Here is a 17,040-nt window from a genome sequence, read left to right as displayed (position 1 = left end):
ATGGAACCGATTTTCTTCGTACACTTGACTGATATCCATATTAGCAAACCAGGTAAAAGGCCGCTGTTCGGGCTTGAAATGTCGGACAAGCTTCATAACGTATTTGTTGAGATCGGCAAGCTTCAGCCGAAACCGGCATTTGTCGTAATTAGCGGCGATTTGACTCACGACGGCGATTTGGAAGACTACAAGTTCCTCAGGACGTTCCTTCAAGAAGAAGAGCAAGCGGTCGGCGTTCCGATTCATGTCGCGTTAGGCAACCATGACTTCCGCGAGCCGTTCCGCGAAGGATTTCTCGAAGAAGCACCGTCGAATGAGTCGTATTATTACACCTTCATGAGCAATGGGTTGCGTGTCGTCATGCTGAATACGCAAGTGCCGGGAACCCATGACGGGCGAATCGACGAAGAGCAGCTGACATGGCTCCAGCAATTGCTGGTCGAGCCGGCTCCAGCTGGAACGATTATCGTGCACCATCATCCGGTCGTTCCGACGCCTACGGCGATGATGGACAGCCATCTGCTGCAAAACCCGCAAGACCTGGCAAATGTGATCGAAGGCAGCGATGTCATCGGCTTGCTGTCGGGGCATATCCATTATCACAATATCGGCATGCTGGGCGGCATTCCTTGCGCAGCAGCCGATGGGGTAGCATTCGGTCTTGATCCGATCGCCGCCAACAGCATGCGGATGTTGGATCGATCGGGCTACAATTTCGTTCTCGTGAAGAACGGACAAATGATCGTTCAGCCGATGACAATGCCAGGGGACCATCGTCTGCTTATCGATTACGATCTTAAGAAGCTGCAAGAAGCTCACGGCTAACTATAAAATTTTGAAAGGAAGAGTGTTGTCATGTTGAAAAAAACAAAAATGGCCGGCGTGCTGGCATTAGCGATGCTGACTACGGCCGCATGCGGAAGCTCAGGTTCAGATGAAGGCACTTCTAATTCGGCCAATAGCGGCACAGCTACTAGCACAAGCTCGAGCAAACCGGCCAGTCAACCGACCAAAATCACATTTTATAGCTACAATCTGGCGATTGCCAGCCAGAAGGACGGCGTATTACAGTTGATCTCCGAATTCGAAACGGCTCACCCGGAAATAAAAATCGATCCGATTGCAATCACCTCAACGGAAATCAATACGAAGGTTCAAGCCGATATTGCAGCCGGTTCGCGTCCCGATGTAGCCCAGCTCGTATTCGATGGATTGGATTATGCGGTGCAAAATTATGGGGCAAAAGCGCTCGAGGATATCATTTCTGCTGACGAGTTCAAGAAAAACTTCGAAGGCTTCTCTCCGAACGGGATGAAGCTGGGGCAGCTGAAGGGCAAAACGTACGGGTTGCCTTACACGTTCAGCACGCCGATTCTGTTCTACAACGCAAAGATCTTTCAAGATGCGGGTCTCGACCCGAATCAACCACCGAAAACTTGGGAGGAAGTAAAGCAAGCAGCGCTTCAAATTACTTCCAAGACGAAGGCCGCAGGCGTTCATATCCAGGGCATGGCAGGCAATGACTGGCTCGCGCAAGCAGTTGTCGGCAGCAATGGCGGTAAAGTGCTGTCGGACGACCGTAAAACGATTCAGTTCGGCGAGCCTGCTGCTGTCGGCGCCATTAAGATGTGGCAGGATCTTCTCTTAAGCGGCGCTCACGATAAATTGAACGACGGCGAAGTCACCCAATCGTTTAGCGAAGGAAAGCTTGGCATGGTGCTTACTAGCAGCGCCTTGCAAAGCGGGTTCCTGAGCGCAGCCAAAGCCGGAGGCTGGGAGTTGAAAGCGGCGGCGATGCCTTCGTTCGGCAGCAAACCGACAACACCGGTCAACTCGGGAAGTGCCTTGTTCATCTTGTCGGATGAAAAGGCTAAACAAAAAGCAGCTTGGGAATTTCTGAAATTCGTTACCAGTGAGAGGGGATATACGATCATAACGTCCAAGCTCGGCTACTTGCCGCTGCGTCCGGCGATTGTCGACGACCCGAAATATCTGAAGGACTGGGTCACTCAAAACCCGCTAGTCAAGCCGAATTTGGAACAGCTTACCCGCCTTCAGCCGTGGGTCGCATACCCAGGCTCCAAATTCAGCCAAGTCGAATCGACTTTCCTGGATGCAGTGCAGAAATCGCTTCAGACAAGCGGAGATATTACTCCAATCATGCAGGATGCGCAAAAACGCGCGCAAATACTGATCCAATAACAACACCGCATGGAAAGAATCGCCTGTCCGGCAAGACAGAAGGCGGAATGACCTTCTGTCTTCTATTTTTCAAGCGGTAAAAAGATCGATCAAATGAAACGAAATTGCAAGGAGGATAGATCCTATGAATAGCAATTCAATGGCCGCGACGGTTCAAAGCGATCGGTCGAAGTCCTTCGAACGGATTCGCAGAAGAAGCCGGTTGCGCTGGATCATGCCTTGGTTGTATCTGCTGCCGGCCATCGTGTCAATCGGCTATTGGGTTTACCGCCCGCTTCTGCAAACGTTCCAGCTTAGCTTCTATGAGTGGAACATGCTCCCGACCTCTCCGAAGGAATATCTTGGACTTGAAAATTACAAGCTGTTGTTTACACTCCCCGATATGAGCAAAGCCTTGTGGAATACATTGATCTACACGGTCGGCGTGCTGCCGTTCTCGTTGTTAATCCCGCTGGCCATCGCCATCGCTACGGATAACATCGGCAAACGTTCGCGAACCATGTATCGGGCGCTCGTATTTGTTCCAATGATCATGGCGCCGGTTGCCGTATCCGCGTTATGGAGCTGGTTGATGAATCCGATGGGCGGCCTGATCAACAAGCTGCTTCAAGCGATCCATATTATTCAGGAACCGATTCGATTCTTCTCAGACTCTCATTGGGCGATCTGGTCGATCACCTTCATTACCGGTTGGAAGCTGATCGGCTTCAGCACCTTGATCTTCTCGGCTGCATTGTCCGGGCTGAACAAAGAATATGTGGAAGCCGCTAGAATGGACCGGGCGAACCGCTGGCAAATCATTTGGCACGTGCTGCTCCCTCTGCTGTCGCCGACTATTATGTTTATGGCCATGCTCAGTACGCTGTTCGCCGCGGAATGGAGCTTCTCTTACATCAACGTATTGACGCAAGGCGGGCCGATCAATTCGACGACCAACATCTATTATTTGCTCTGGACGTACGGCTTCAAGACGTTTTCGGTCGGATCGAGCTCGGCAGCGGCAGTCTTTGTCGTTCTTGGCTCCAGCCTGATTGCGCTCGGATTTATGAAATGGTCTAAAAAAGTGTCATTTTACGATAATTGAAGGAGGAACAAAGGTGAAGAACGCAAGACTCCATGTGTCCCGAAAGGCGTTAGCCAGCAAGCATATTTTGCTGATATTGCTTAGCTTACTGGCCGTCTTCCCCTTTTATTGGATGCTCAATACGTCATTTAAGCCTCCAGGAGAAATATATTCCACTTCGCTGCTTCCCCGCCATTGGACGTTCGAGAACTACGCGTACGCGTGGAATGCGATCCCGATGGCCCGCATGATGGCGAACTCGCTGATCGTGGCCATCGTTCAGACAGCCGCGCAGCTGTTGACCAGCATACTTGCCGCTTATGCGTTTACCCGTTGGGAATTCCGCGGTAAAACGTTCGTCTTTGCACTCATTTCGCTAACATGGCTAGTTCCTTTTCAGGTCATCATGATTCCGAATTATGTCGTCATCAGCGGTTGGGGACTGAGGAATAATCTGCTTGGTCTGATTATCCCGAACATCGTTTCGGCGTTCGCGGTGCTGCAACTTTATAGTGCGTTCAAATCGTTCCCTAAAACACTAATTGAAGCTGCTCACTTAGACGGCGCCTCCGACTGGAGTGTGTTGTGGCGCACTATATTCCCGAACCTGCGTTCGACGATCGCCTCATCCGGCGTGTTATTGTTCATTTCGGCGTGGAACGACTATTTCTGGCCTCTTCTCGTTACGAACAAGCCGAAATTCTCAACCTTGCAAATCGGACTGCAGTCGTTCATGTCCACCGAGTCGAATCAATGGGGACCGATGATGGCTGCAACTACGTTGGCGAGCTTACCCATTCTTATTATATACTTGGTGTTACAGCGTCAAATTATCGATTCTTTCCTAAAAGGCGGCATTCGTTAATGAGTTCATTGTCCAACCAGCAAGACTTACCCGTGATGAAAGGCTCGACAAAGCCTTCATTAGAAAAAATAGCCTATCAGAAAATCCGTGAGCAAATTATATGCGGCAATTATTTGCCGGGCCTGCTTCTGTCGGAGAACGAATTGGCGGATCGGTTGAACATGAGCCGCACGCCGATTCGCGCTGCGATCTCGTTGCTGGAAACCGAAGGATTTGTAGAGTCCATTCGAGGCAGAGGCGTGTTCGTTAAGGACATTTCCTTCCGGGAATTCGCTGAAATGTTCGAAGTGCTGACTTCCATGCAGCTGTACGGTTTAGAAGTTGCAGCGATGAGGAAGCTGTCTTTCGACTTGCCGTCTATGAGAGTTCATCTCGATCGCCAGATACAGGCTTCCGAAGAGAGCGACTACCTGGCTTATTATGATAGCTCTTTGATGTTCATCGGAGCTATGCTTTCCACTGTTCGCAATCAGAATATGCTGCAGATTCTCGAGCAGATCAAAGGCAAGTATATGTTCAAAATCATCTCTTACCGCAAGTTGCATGCAAACTCTTTGCCGAGGCCGAATCAGGCCAAGCAATTCAATAGGCGGATTTACGACTCCCTTGAACGCGGAGATTTAGAGGAAGCAAGAAAGGCGGTTCTCGAATTAAACGAGCAAGTCCTCATGCAATTTCAGCAGTTTTACATTTAAAGGCTTAGATTCATATCTATCACTCACAAAGGCGGTTACTTTTATGAAACCAGTTATTGGATACGAGCAACGCGTCCTTCAGGTTGAAGGCGCCTATAATGTACGCGATTTGGGCGGATATGCTACGAAAGATGGAAAGACGACGAATTGGGGAGTTTACTTCCGTGCGGACGGCTTGCACCGGCTGACGGATGTAAGCCGCTCTGACTTGGTGAATAGAGGTGTTGGCAAGGTAATCGATTTGCGGCATACGTCAGAGGTTGAGACGAAGAAAAATGTGTTCGTTGATTTCGACAAAGTCGAGTATCATCATATCAGTCTGATTAATCCTACGAAATTGGCCACCATGCAAGTACGCCATCTTGGTGATTTGTACGTCAGCATGCTGGAAGGGTCTCAAGCGGAGCTGCTAAGTGTGTTCACATTGTTGGCGGATCGGATTGGCCCGGCAACCATGTACCATTGCGCTGCAGGCAAGGATCGGACCGGCGTCGTTTCGGCATTGCTGCTGGATCTTGCCGGCGTTCCGCATGAAACGATAAAAGAAGACTATTCGTTGACGGCATCTTGTCTCGAACCAATCATGCATGAGCTGCGCGGCGAACGTCCTGCCACGATGCCGGAAGAGATGTATGAAAATTTTCTCGGCTGCGATCCTCTTAATATGGACGTAATGCTGGATCATTTGGTGGAGAAGTATTCGAACGCCGAACATTATCTGCTTTTCATCGGCCTTACGGAGGAGCAGATTCAGGCGATTAAAGACCGATTGATCAAAGACTGATTGTTTGAGCAACGGGGAATGGAAAGCCAATTAGGGCTTTAACAGCCTGCCTCCCGGGCAACCTGTTAAAGCCCTAATATGCTGCCGGACAAGCAGACCGCTTGCCCGAATGTCCTCGCGCTGGAGGAAGCCGGCTTCCCGAACGTGAAGCTGTACTCTGGAAGCTGGAGCGACTGGATTAGTTATGAGGAGAATCCGGTGGCGACTGGAGAAGAGTAAGGACCGAGAAGCCGCGTCGGACGTGGGGTGGAGGGCTGTGACAGGTTGCCGGGTGGCGACTTGTTGTGGCCCTCTTTGGGTTTTCCGTTCAACAGCTTGCAAACAAGAAGTCGCTGGAATTGGTTGCAAGAACCCCTGAGCCAGCCACAGTCCGGCAGCGGGACAGGTTGTTGTTGAATGGCATCATGCGTCTTGCATCTAGCCATCCACAGACAGGCGCGGCGAGTTCTTACGTGCGGTGAAAGAGTCCAGCCGCCATTAAGATAGCGTTGATGAACTAAAATTTATTCCATCTACTAACGAGCAGGACATTATAATCATTCCACGAATACTCAAGTACGGTGAATTTACGAAGCTCAAATTTAAGTCGTTATACAATTCAAACTGTTACATGAGCCATGAAAGGATAGATGGGACTGATTATGTGTGTGAGGAGACTTGGATATGGAATTTATTTACGAAGATGAAACGCTGGCAGTAACCGTTGTTCAAGCGATCCAAACTGGCGATATTCCATCGTTGAAGCGACTGCTCGTCGAGAATCCAGGGTTGGCAACGGCAACAATTATCGGAAGAGACAATAGCAACGAAGGCGAAAGTTGTAAGATGTCTCGAACACTGTTGCATGTGGTGACCGACTGGCCCGGTCACTTCCCAAACGGATCGGCTACCGTGGGAGTGTTAGTCGAGTTCGGTGCGGAGGTGAACGCTCGTTTCACGGGTTCGAACACCGAGACACCGCTTCATTGGGCTGCGAGCTCCGATGACATTAAAGTGCTTGACGCGCTTCTTGATGCTGGCGCCGATATCGAAGCGCCAGGTGCAGTGATCGCCGGTGGCACGCCACTGGACGATGCAGTAGCGTTCGGACAATGGTGTGCAGCCCGTAGATTGGTTGAACGCGGAGCGAAGATTGCACTCTGGCATGCTGCTGCGCTTGGACAGATGGACGCAATAAAGGCCTATTTCGCCGGGAACACGCTTTCTGAGCGATATCCTTGGGGAGTAAATAGCTCTTCTCCTCCGGACAAAGTTACCGTTGCCTTCTGGTGCGCTTGCCACGGAGGACAGCTGCAGTCTGCAGAATACCTCCTCGAACAAGGCGCCAAACTGAACTGGATATCCGTCTGGGATGGATTAACTCCACTGGACGCAGCAAAACGTAGTTCCGCTGCTGAACTGATTCAGTGGCTTGCTATTCAAGGAGCTAAATCTGCAAGAGAACTGGGATGATTATTTTGGGTTGCAAGTCCTCATGATTTACTCTTGAGTAACGTGCTCGGCTTCCAAACGCGAGTTGGTCAAACGAATATTATTCCACGCACGCCTATCGAGACTAGGAACTTGTTGTTCAGGAGAACAATATTGATTTGGAGAGTTGAAGTCCTCTTACTCGTCATATGTTGAAGCCCTTGATAGTAAAGAGGAACAACCTGTAAACAACGTTCAACAGCTTGCAAACAGCAATCAAGATAAGACAAAAGTAAGTTAAGGTTTACCTTGCTTCACTTGTCCTTTTGTTGGCGATCCGTTCGGCTTGACCCAGCCACAGGTGGATGACTCGCCTTGGCTCAAACTATAATGTTTCACCAGCCGCGTCGTCTACGGGCTTCTTGCTCCACAAGTCCTCCCAAGCGTAGCCATGGGAGGTCGTTGCATATGGGGGCTGGCACATCCTCCGAAGCATTCCCGCCGCGCTGCTCCGAACCCTCACCTTTTGCATTTGGAACCTTCCGAGCATGGGGGTTCGTGGGGGAGTAAGAAGCTGGAGCGATTGGATTTCGTATGAGGGTAATCCGATTGCGACGGGTGATGAGTAACAATGGAGAAAACGCGTCGGACAGGCATTCGGAATACATAGTACTTGGTTGAATAGTTTACCTAGCCGTGTAACCAGGAGGCCTCGATTCATCAAGGATTCAACTCTCGGTTGCTGTAAATACCAGCGGGAGCCAAACCGAACACACATTTTTATCTTCTTTATATATCTAATAACACAAAGAATGGCCATGAACCCTCATCTTGAGGGTTCATGGCCATTCTTATTAAGAGTCCGTCCGTTGCATGAAGTCGGCAACATGTCGTATTAAATGCCGGTTCAACAAGTAATCAAGATGTTAAAAAAGAGATTTTATTATTTGGCGTATACTACCATCTGTAAACAAACTCAAACAGATCTCTTAAGCGAGGAAAATTTTCCAATTGTTCGGGTGTTTCGAGAAGTTGTTGTACTCTTTTCCAAGTCAAATAAGGTTTATCCTTGCTTGGAGTTCTTCTTCCTGCTTCCCAGAGAAGATGCTCTAGCGTATCCTCTACAACATATATTTCACGCCCATCAGCTGCTAATCTTATCTTTTCATTTGCCCTATATGGGTCAATTGCAGCAATAATGGCTAGTTCATCTTCATTTCTGTCTTTTTTGTCACAGTCATGAATAACTTTAAATGGAATCCGAAATGCATTGAGTAATTTTGCAAATGGAACAATCGTCCATTTTCCACCACAAGATACTACAGTGGTATTGTTGAATGATTCTTCATTAATATTAAAATGTGCATGCAACTTACTTGTATGGTTAAATAAAGCTAGTTCTGAATCCCCTTCGACCAAAACTACTCTTTTTGCGAAGAAAACTTGATTCACTGTAGGGTGAAAATCAAGAGATGCCCTTAATGATGCTCTTTCATCATCAGCAGTGTCGGCATTGTTAAAAGGGTCGTTTTGAAGTTGATTCTTATAGGGTGATTCAGCTGGAGTAGCTCTGTTCAAAATAACAAGTGACTTAGGATTATCAACAACATCAACTAAAAATGGGGAATGCGTACTGATAATAACTTGCCAATGATCTTTCTCGGAAATACTTTTTAAAGCATTTTTTAGCCTAATCATTAAATGTGGATGCAAAAATAATTCAGGTTCTTCAAACAATAGAATTGTTGACCTAAATTGTTCGTTTTGCTCTACAATAGACGATCTAGTTGCCAAGACTTCAATTAGTGCAAAAATTAATGCTCTCTGTGCACCGTGCCCTTGTCTTCCAATAGTAGTTTCTGTTCCATCATCTATTAACAAAGTTGTACTTGATCCAACGAATTTATCAGTATCTGGTGTCGACATCGTAACTTTAATTTTTGACTCAATTATTGAAGACATTCTAGCTGATATCTCTCTGGTCAAATCTTTAATAATAGGTATCCCATCTTCGGTATCATTCGATAATTTTGTTGAGATGCTCCCTATGATTGCAACTAGACTTTGGTATTCGGGTAATTCTTGAATAGCTGGTAGAATTGTTTGGCTTAGAAGTGTTCCAAAAACAGTAGTACTGGTAGGTTTAATTTCATCGGATGCATCTTTCACGGCAGGAATAATCACTGCCCTAGGAAGAGCTTGTTTCAACGCAGCTGAGAAACTAATATTCTCTGAAGTCCATTCCTCACCAATTAATTCGTGTAATTGTGGATTTTCTCTCAAAACGATTTCTCGTACTCTTTCTTTATTTGCTTTGGTCCGCCATGCTGTCCCGTCGGCAATACCTGCAGTTGCAGCAATTTCACGGATTGTTGGGTCTACATCTTGCCATCTATCAGCCCATCCGGAGATCTCATATTGTTTAATAAACGCCTCATAGTTAACTTCGATTTTGTTTTCCGCAGAAATTGAAGCTCGGACACGCAATCTTATTTTTGAATCATTAACTAATCCGGAAATTCCAGGAGTGTTCCGCTCCCACTCTTCGATTTCCTCAAAAGTTCCCTCAACAATAATTTCCTGGTCTTCACTACCCTTTTTCCATTCGTCGGTATGTGGCTTTGATTGATTTAAAAGAATTTCAATCGCACGAATAATGGAAGATTTACCGCAATTATTTGGACCAATTAGACTAGTAAATTCAAAAATATCAATTTCTAGTTCAGAAATGCATCGAAAGTTAGTAATTTTTATGTATTTCAATTTCATTTAATAGTTATCCCCCGTGAGTTGTAATACTGTCAATAGTATCACAACTTCTAATAAATGGGGATATATTCCATGTTGTGAGGTTTATATTAACTCATCTGTTTTGCCAACTTATACCCCCCATGAACCTTTATGAAGATTAGCTTTGCCCCAAAGTCACTTTAAGTTCATTTAATCTTTCGGTTTCCTCCTTCACGCCTTCAAGTCCTTGATCAGATAGAATTAATTGATCCGCCTCTTGAATAAAAGTTCGCGCAAGATTGATCTCGTCCATGGAGACGGCGATATCGGCACGCAGTACAAAAGCTTTGTAGCGAAGTATTGCCGATGCTTCTTCAGCTTTTGAAAGAACAAGATCCAGCACCTTGGCTGCCGCTGCGGGGTCGTCTTTGGCATACGCCAATCGGTGCGCAGTTTCGAGCGCATTTGTAAACTTTGAAGGGTGCACCACAATGTATGGATTGTTGTGGATTGGCTCGGAAGAGGCATGCTTCTGCCCAATCATCAAGCGATTTCCTGCAGGATCGATGAGGTTAAATCTACGGTCTTCTGAAAGATTATTGAGTTTGGTGACTCTTGGAAACCCCTTGGTGGGGATCTTTTGGTAAGTCTTTCTTAGATTTTCGCAAAATTCCCTGTACACGGCATCCACATCAGGAACGCTTATGTAGCACATGCTGTAAGAGTTGGATGGTTCCAATTGTTTGAGTACAAAAAAATGTAATTCCGTAATACGGTGACGGACGCAAGCATATAGGTTTGGTTTGGCTTGCCGATAAGTCACTTCAAACCCTAATGCTTGGTAGAAATCCAACTGTTCGTCTATAGACCTGCATGGAAAAATAGGGATTGTTATCGCACCCTGATTTGTTGACAAGTTACCAACCTCCTACAACTTAATACTAGTTTTTTGTAATCCCCTTGAGGCACACCTTACCCCCTTATCGTACAACATTAGTGCAAATGCTAATGTTTAAACGAATTTATCCTTGTATTCAAATAAAAACCCGTCTCATAGGTTTAATAATAATTTGAAGATTTCGAATATGTAGTTCCTTTGATATTCTTGAACCTCTTCGTGTTCACAAAGAAGGCCGGTAGATCCACTCTTTCGAGCGGCTACCGACCTATTTGCGCGTCGCATGCAAAATACTAACGATGTTCCAAAGTGATGACGACATTGCCCTTTTTGTGTCCTTTTTCAACGTACCGGTGAGCTTCAGCAGTCTGTTCCAACGGATAGCGTCTATCTATAACCGATCTTATCTTGCCCGCTTCGAAAAGCTCTTTGAGGAAGACCAGATTTTCTTTATTTTGCTTTAAGCCCGAAGCCGTAAAAATGGCTTTTTTGCTGCCGATCTTTGAAGTCCATAACATTTGAAGCATAATTCCCAGTGAAGGGACAGTGGAGAGATAGACCCCTCTTTGCTTTAGCGAGCCTTTACAACGCGCAAATGAACTCTTGCCTACCGCGTCAAAAATAACATCATAGGTGTGACCGTTTTTGGTAAAGTCATCTTTGGTATAATCGATTACCTTATCGGCCCCCAGAGACTGCACCAATTCTAGATTCGTGGTACTGCATACTCCGGTAACTACTGCCCCAAAATACTTGGCAAGCTGTACAGCATAAGCACCTACCGCTCCAGAAGCGCCATGGATAAGAACTTGTTGTCCACGCTGAATATTCGCCATATCTCTAAGGAAAATCAATGCAGTTAATGCCCCGTCACAGACGCCAGCGGCTTCTTCATAGGTTGCATTGGCTGGTTTTAGGATCACCGGTTTATCTTCGGGCAAACACATGTATTCGGCATGAGCACCAAAGCTGTTCGGACTTATACCAAATACTTGATCGCCTTTCTTAAATAGCTTTACATCTCTGCCTATTGAATCAATTTCCCCAGCCAGCTCAACCCCTAATATCGTATATTTGGGTCTACTGAGGCCATAAAGAAATCGGATCATAAAGGGGTCGGCCTTTCGAAAGGCACAGTCCGAGGGCGTAACTACTCCCGCAAATATTTTTATCCGTACTTCGTTGTCTTTGGGAGTAGGTATCTCTACTTCTTTGAGTTGAAGAACATCCGGTGTCCCGTATTTTGGGCATATGATCGCTTTTATAAGAATTCCTCCTTATTTTCTATAAAGAATACTTCTTCCAACGGAGAGTTGAAGACGAGCGCAATACGAAAAGCCAATTCCAAAGAAGGGGAGTATTTTTCCTTTTCAATCGCTACGATAGTTTGTCGTGTCACACCTACTTTTTCAGCTAATTGTTGTTGCGTCATTTCATCATGGATAAACCGTAATTTCCGAACGTTATTGCTAATAACAAATTTGCCCATCTTAGACTCCTCTCCGATAAAGATAAAGCTGTGTGAAAATTCCAACCAACTCAGACACAAACCCAGAGATAAAAAGGATGATGAACATCACCGAGGGGGACATATCCATAACCAACGATCCCATCGACAGAAGGAAGCCAAGTATAAATGCGTAATGAGAATTCCTTGTGGCTTTCAATTCTATTAACTTGTCTAGTTCATCAGCAAATGAAGGCTCTTTTTCATTAGTAGTGATTCTATAGATGATATTGAATACAATTTGAATGATGATTTTTGCTACAATCGACACCGGGATTAAGATTAAGATGGCGGCCCCCCAAAAGCTGAAGCTATCAGCCGGATCTATGCTTCCTTCTTGGTACATTTGAAATACATACAAACAATAGGATCCAAAAATCAGTGTGGTGCCAATTAAAGATACGAGGTTCTTTTTTTCTTGATAGGACATATTCGAATCCTCCTGTAAGTTAATCTTTACTTTGAGTAAAGTATCATGTACATAATGTAACTTAAACCATACACATTGTAAAGTATATATTACACAAAAATGAAATAATTTCAACACAAATAACCAACCTCCTAAGCAGGGGGTTGGCTGTTTGGCCTTGGAATTGCGATTAGGTATCACTTACCAGTTACTGCTTTTTATTGGGCAAATCAATCGCGTCTGCATAGGTGATCGTTCGGAGTTCAAGCTTGGTCGCTGTGATCGTCTTGATTCTCATGTTTACTTTGCAGTCTTCGCAAATCCAATGGGTACTCTTCGGCCATGTAGATGTGCCGCTTTTAGAAGCGCACGATTCGCAAATGTTCTTCTCGGTATTCATGAAATCCCTCTTTTCATAATAGTTAGTACTTGCGCTACACCAACTTGGTTATCCTATACTTTATTCATTCTGCTACATATATTATGAATCATAGAGACCGCATACCTCTGTGATAAATATCACTCCGATCCCTGCGAACGACAATTAATTTGAAAAGAAAGACGAATCCGGACGGCCTCGGGAGCCGTGCAATCATAGGGTTGTCAGCTCAACAATAATTCACTATACTAAGTATAGTATCTATATTTTTATTCGAGGAGGCCGGAGCATGATTAAAGTGTACCCCGATTTAGAACGGCACAAGACCGATATGGGTTGGCTGCAGAGCCGCCCCAGCTTCTCGTTCGGAGCCTACGCTGACCCTGACAATACGGCGTTCGGCGTAATGCGTGTATGTAACGACGATGTGCTTGCCCCAGGCAGGGGCTTCGGTGCCCACCCCCACAGTGACATGGAGATTGTCTCTATCGTGCTCGAAGGCAGCATCCGGCATGAAGACAATCTGGGGAATGCTGAGACCACGTCTGCTGGCGGGCTGCAGAGAATGTCTGCCGGTACGGGCATCGTGCATGCTGAGTTTAATCCATCAGATGAAGAGCCGTTGCGGCTGCTGCAAATCTGGTTCATGCCGCGCGAGAGGGGACTACCGCCTTCCTATGAAGCTGTCCGATATGAGGTAGGCAAGCTGATCAATACCCTTCTGCCTGTAGCTTCGCATACGGCATCGGACAACGTAGCGTTGCTGAACCAGGATATGACGATCTATCTCAGTAGACTCGAGAGCGGCAAGCAATTGGAATATACGCAGCTTGAAGGCCGGCGTATGTATATGTTTGTTATCGAGGGTGCGGTTCAGGTGAATGGAACGATACTGGGTAATGGAGATTCGGCGCGCATGGAAGGCGAGTCGCATCTGAAGCTGGAAGCGAATCAGTCGGCGTTTTTCATGCTGATCGATTTGCCATAAGGGGGCCGGGTGATGAAGGAGATTTTTGTCGTCAAGAATGCGGTCGGAGGACCCATTTTCATTGATACGGGCAAGCGGCCTGTGGCTTATGAGATCGAGGAGATGGAGGGCGGCGGGACGAAATTTACCGTGCAAGGTCTGTCGAGTGATCAAATAGCAGGTGTACTCCAGTCCAAGGATGAGTTGAACGTGTTTATTTTTCGTGAGTATGAAGACCAACCAACGGTTAAAACCTGGTATTACGTACATGAAGGGCCGGTCACGTATGATGAGGATGCGGGAGTACTGATCGTTACTGCTCAATCGAGCATTGTCTACGTGCCTGATGAGTACATGAGAGATGCGAAATAGTAAGCGGGAAAAGGGCTGTGAAAGGTTGCCAACAGGCAACCTCTCACAGCCCTTTTTGTGCTATTTGCCAATCACAACCGAGCACAGGCGCGTTGGTTGCTGTCGAACACTAGTCTACTTCGCTTCTGCCCGACGTGCGATTCCGTGCAAAAGAATGTCCAGCGTGCGATCGATCTCCTCTTCCTCATCAAAGGGAAATTCCGGCATCAGAAACACATGAAAGATGATCATGCCAATGAACATGCTGGCGGCGGATCGCATAATACGCCATGGCGGCGCTTCGATAATCTGCCCCTGCTCCTGAAAATGTTTGACGACCTTTTCGATACGTGTTACCACGATGTTCGTCATCAAGCTTTTAACCTGTTCCATCAATTCCGGTTGAAAAGGAACCTCGTGGAACAGAATTCTGATAAGCTTTACGTTTTTACGAGCGAATACGACCCTGTCTCGAGCAATAGCGCGAAAGAATTCATCGGCCTGGTTATAGGGAAGGTCAAGCAGCTTGGCAAAATCACGCATAAGAAACGGGGCGACCAGCTTGGTTGCGATGGGCCCAGCGATTGACAGCAAAAGATCCTTCTTTGTTTTATAGTGACGGAAAATGGTTCCTTCCGCGACGCCGGCTTTCTGAGCAATTTCACTGGTAGATGTGGCGGCGTAGCCTTTTTCTGAGAAGATCTCGATAGCAGCCTCCAGGATCTTGGCTTGTTTATCGGTTTTCTTCTGGTCGTCCCCCTCGGTCAACCGGATAAGGTCCTCCAGCCATTGTTCTGTATGATCCGACATAGAGGCATATCCCCTTTCACGTGCGAATGAATGTCTTTACAAGATTACTATATTTTCCGATGCTTGCGCAACGCGAGTACATTGGCCGTCATGAAGAGCAGAGACAACGCCAGCAAAATGTACACGTCAAAGGCGATGGAGCCCCAGCCTTCTCCGCGGATCATAATGTTCCGAAGAGCATCAGCACCGTACTTAAGTGGAGTGATATAGGACAGCCAACTCAGCCAGGGTGACATGCTGTCGAGATCGAACAAGCCTGAGAAGAATACTTGTGGCACAATAACTAACGGAATGAATTGAATCATCTGGAATTCTGTGTTCGCAAAAGCCGATAGGAAGGTGCCGAAGCTGAGTGCCGTTATGGACAAGAGAAGCATAATCAGGAGCACGTACCAGAAGGAGCCAACCATTAGGCTTCCTAATACACCGATCGTATACCCCGCGATTAGCACCGCCTGCAGGCTGGTGAATATTCCGAAGCCTGCCATATATCCGACAACGATTTCCCAACGGCGCAGCGGAGTGGCCAAGAGACGCTCCAACGTTCCGCTAGTTCGCTCCTTCAGAAAGGAGACTCCCGCAATGAGGAAAACGAAGAAGAAGGCAAACAATCCAATCAATACGGGGCCAAAATTGTCGAAGGAAGACATGTCTGCAGAACCGTGTAGATAGTCGAAGACCGGTGTAGGCGGTTTGGCTGCCTGATTCTGTGCAGGAGCCTGCTCTTGTATGGTCTTCTGAATCAGCATCATAACGGAACGGTTTTTGGCAGGATCGCTGCCTTCGAGCTTCACATGCGGAAGTGCGCCGTCCAGCCGGATAATCGCATCGATTTCTCGATCGGCGAGTGCTGCTTCTGCCTCGTCCGCCGTGCTGAAGGCCGTCACGATAGCATCGTTATTGCTCAAGCTCTGTGATAAGGATGCTGGAATTTGCAGGGTGCCAAGCTTCGGTTGATACGTACCGCCATTAAATACTAAATACATAAGGGATAAGACTAATAGCGGGGCGGCGATCAATAATGCCATCGTTCGCTTGTCATGAATGAACTGGCGAACAATACGGACAATAAGGGCTCGGATTCTCATGAGCGAACTCCTCCATAGAACAGGAATGCTTCTTCAATACTGGCGCTGCCGGTATTCTCTCTCAATTCTTCCGGTGTTCCGACGGCAATCAGGTGTCCATCGCGAACCATACCGAGACGGTGGCATTTGTCGGCTTCATCCATGACGTGAGTAGTGACCATGATCGTTGTCCCTCTTCGGCTCAGACTCCCGAGCTCATCCCATATGGATTTGCGAAGCACGGGATCGATGCCGACGGTCGGTTCATCGAGAATTAGGACTTCCGGTTCGTGAAGAAGGGCAATGGCAAGAGATAAGCGGCGTTTCATGCCGCCCGAGTAAGCGGCAACGGAGCGCTTCAGATGAGGGGTTAAGTTGACAAGCTCCATGACCTCTTGCATCCGTTTTTTCAGCTTTGCACCTCGAAGTCCGAAGAGGGAGCCGAAAAATTCCAGATTTTCTTTGGCGGTTAGCTCGGTATACAGAGCGTCAGATTGGGCCATGTATCCGATTCGATTCATCATCGCAAGCTTTGGCATCGGCGTACCTAACACTTCGATTCGGCCGCTTGTTGCTTGGTCGATGCCGGCGATTATTTTGACCAGTGTGGTTTTGCCGGAACCCGAGGGGCCCAATAATCCGAATATCTCGTTTTTGCTGACATTGAGGCTAATGCTGTGGAGAACCTCCTTGTCATCGAATTTGCGGATAACATCCACGGCTCGGATGCATATTTCGTTTTCTTTTGCCATCTCATTCACTCTCCTTGAATAATGAGTGATTGCTCACTTTTGTTAAATTCAATATACTTCCGAATTTTCCGAGCGTCAAGTGAGTAATCACTTATTTTTCAACGAAAAAAAAACACCCTCAGCATGCAGCTTTAGGTGGGTTTTCGTGTAC

19 protein-coding genes and 1 pseudogene are annotated in these 17,040 nt (G+C 46.9%); 11 read left to right on the top strand and 9 right to left on the bottom strand.

Annotated features, from left to right (window positions below):
• From AC58QD_RS18740 to AC58QD_RS18700, 9 genes and pseudogenes are all read left to right on the top strand, one after another.
• On the top strand, window positions 1-825 hold the full coding sequence (locus AC58QD_RS18740; protein ID WP_497336012.1) for a metallophosphoesterase: 825 nt from the start codon (window positions 1-3) through the stop codon (window positions 823-825).
• A 30-nt stretch (window positions 826-855) separates the two neighbouring features.
• Window positions 856-2,202, top strand: a complete 1,347-nt coding sequence (locus AC58QD_RS18735; RefSeq protein ID WP_497336010.1) for an ABC transporter substrate-binding protein — start codon at window positions 856-858, stop codon at window positions 2,200-2,202.
• A gap of 124 nt (window positions 2,203-2,326) precedes the next feature.
• Entirely contained in the window at window positions 2,327-3,286 is a 960-nt protein-coding gene (locus AC58QD_RS18730) for a carbohydrate ABC transporter permease (RefSeq protein WP_497336008.1), read from the top strand.
• A gap of 13 nt (window positions 3,287-3,299) precedes the next feature.
• Window positions 3,300-4,130, top strand: a complete 831-nt coding sequence (locus AC58QD_RS18725) for a carbohydrate ABC transporter permease (RefSeq protein WP_497336006.1) — start codon at window positions 3,300-3,302, stop codon at window positions 4,128-4,130.
• A complete protein-coding gene (locus tag AC58QD_RS18720) occupies window positions 4,130-4,825 on the top strand; it encodes a GntR family transcriptional regulator (protein WP_497336004.1) in 696 nt (231 codons plus the stop codon). The genes AC58QD_RS18725 and AC58QD_RS18720 overlap by 1 nt, the downstream gene beginning before the upstream one ends.
• 43 nt (window positions 4,826-4,868) lie before the next feature.
• Window positions 4,869-5,609 carry a tyrosine-protein phosphatase gene (locus tag AC58QD_RS18715; RefSeq protein WP_497336002.1) on the top strand — a complete coding sequence of 247 codons (741 nt, stop codon included), beginning with the start codon at window positions 4,869-4,871 and terminating at the stop codon, window positions 5,607-5,609.
• 96 nt (window positions 5,610-5,705) lie between these two features.
• Window positions 5,706-5,828 (top strand): annotated as a pseudogene (locus AC58QD_RS18710) (sulfurtransferase); the annotation flags it as partial.
• A gap of 65 nt (window positions 5,829-5,893) precedes the next feature.
• Window positions 5,894-6,070 carry a hypothetical protein gene (locus AC58QD_RS18705; RefSeq protein ID WP_497336000.1) on the top strand — a complete coding sequence of 59 codons (177 nt, stop codon included), beginning with the start codon at window positions 5,894-5,896 and terminating at the stop codon, window positions 6,068-6,070.
• 202 nt (window positions 6,071-6,272) lie between these two features.
• Entirely contained in the window at window positions 6,273-7,061 is a 789-nt protein-coding gene (locus AC58QD_RS18700) for an ankyrin repeat domain-containing protein (protein ID WP_497335998.1), read from the top strand.
• 915 nt (window positions 7,062-7,976) lie between these two features.
• Here AC58QD_RS18700 and AC58QD_RS18695 read toward each other — a convergent pair.
• The 6 genes from AC58QD_RS18695 to AC58QD_RS18670 all read right to left on the bottom strand — a co-directional run bounded on the left by AC58QD_RS18695 (window position 7,977) and on the right by AC58QD_RS18670 (window position 12,963).
• Window positions 7,977-9,788: an ATP-dependent nuclease gene (locus AC58QD_RS18695; protein WP_497335996.1), complete on the bottom strand. Its 1,812-nt coding sequence runs from the start codon at window positions 9,786-9,788 to the stop codon at window positions 7,977-7,979.
• Between the two features lie 139 nt (window positions 9,789-9,927).
• On the bottom strand, window positions 9,928-10,665 hold the full coding sequence (locus AC58QD_RS18690) for a bleomycin resistance protein (RefSeq protein ID WP_497335994.1): 738 nt from the start codon (window positions 10,663-10,665) through the stop codon (window positions 9,928-9,930).
• Window positions 10,666-10,940: 275 nt separating this feature from the next.
• Entirely contained in the window at window positions 10,941-11,912 is a 972-nt protein-coding gene (locus AC58QD_RS18685; protein WP_497336310.1) for an NAD(P)-dependent alcohol dehydrogenase, read from the bottom strand.
• Window positions 11,909-12,136 carry a helix-turn-helix transcriptional regulator gene (locus AC58QD_RS18680; RefSeq protein WP_497335992.1) on the bottom strand — a complete coding sequence of 76 codons (228 nt, stop codon included), beginning with the start codon at window positions 12,134-12,136 and terminating at the stop codon, window positions 11,909-11,911. Before AC58QD_RS18680 ends, AC58QD_RS18685 begins: the two co-directional genes overlap by 4 nt.
• A gap of 1 nt (window position 12,137) precedes the next feature.
• Window positions 12,138-12,584 (bottom strand): hypothetical protein, encoded by a 447-nt coding sequence (locus tag AC58QD_RS18675; protein ID WP_497335990.1) that lies wholly within the window; start codon window positions 12,582-12,584, stop codon window positions 12,138-12,140.
• 187 nt (window positions 12,585-12,771) lie between these two features.
• On the bottom strand, window positions 12,772-12,963 hold the full coding sequence (locus tag AC58QD_RS18670) for a hypothetical protein (RefSeq protein ID WP_497335988.1): 192 nt from the start codon (window positions 12,961-12,963) through the stop codon (window positions 12,772-12,774).
• A 268-nt stretch (window positions 12,964-13,231) separates the two neighbouring features.
• On the opposite strand from AC58QD_RS18670, the gene AC58QD_RS18665 reads away from it, so the two are divergent.
• Window positions 13,232-13,930 (top strand): pirin family protein, encoded by a 699-nt coding sequence (locus AC58QD_RS18665; RefSeq protein WP_497335986.1) that lies wholly within the window; start codon window positions 13,232-13,234, stop codon window positions 13,928-13,930.
• Between the two features lie 12 nt (window positions 13,931-13,942).
• Window positions 13,943-14,281, top strand: a complete 339-nt coding sequence (locus AC58QD_RS18660; RefSeq protein ID WP_497335984.1) for a hypothetical protein — start codon at window positions 13,943-13,945, stop codon at window positions 14,279-14,281.
• Between the two features lie 114 nt (window positions 14,282-14,395).
• Here AC58QD_RS18660 and AC58QD_RS18655 read toward each other — a convergent pair whose 3' ends face one another.
• Genes AC58QD_RS18655 through AC58QD_RS18645 form a run of 3 tightly spaced genes read right to left on the bottom strand, consistent with a single transcriptional unit; the run spans window position 14,396 to window position 16,889 of the window.
• Window positions 14,396-15,070: a TetR/AcrR family transcriptional regulator gene (locus tag AC58QD_RS18655; RefSeq protein WP_497335982.1), complete on the bottom strand. Its 675-nt coding sequence runs from the start codon at window positions 15,068-15,070 to the stop codon at window positions 14,396-14,398.
• A gap of 47 nt (window positions 15,071-15,117) precedes the next feature.
• Window positions 15,118-16,158, bottom strand: coding sequence for an ABC transporter permease (locus tag AC58QD_RS18650; RefSeq protein WP_497335980.1), 1,041 nt, complete (start codon window positions 16,156-16,158; stop codon window positions 15,118-15,120).
• Window positions 16,155-16,889: an ABC transporter ATP-binding protein gene (locus tag AC58QD_RS18645; protein ID WP_497335978.1), complete on the bottom strand. Its 735-nt coding sequence runs from the start codon at window positions 16,887-16,889 to the stop codon at window positions 16,155-16,157. Before AC58QD_RS18645 ends, AC58QD_RS18650 begins: the two co-directional genes overlap by 4 nt.
• Window positions 16,890-17,040 lie beyond the last annotated feature (151 nt).

Source organism: Paenibacillus sp. J2R1T-4 (assembly GCF_059692235.1).
Note: the sequence above shows the minus strand (reverse complement) of the source record. Positions and strands in the feature narration are given on the sequence as shown.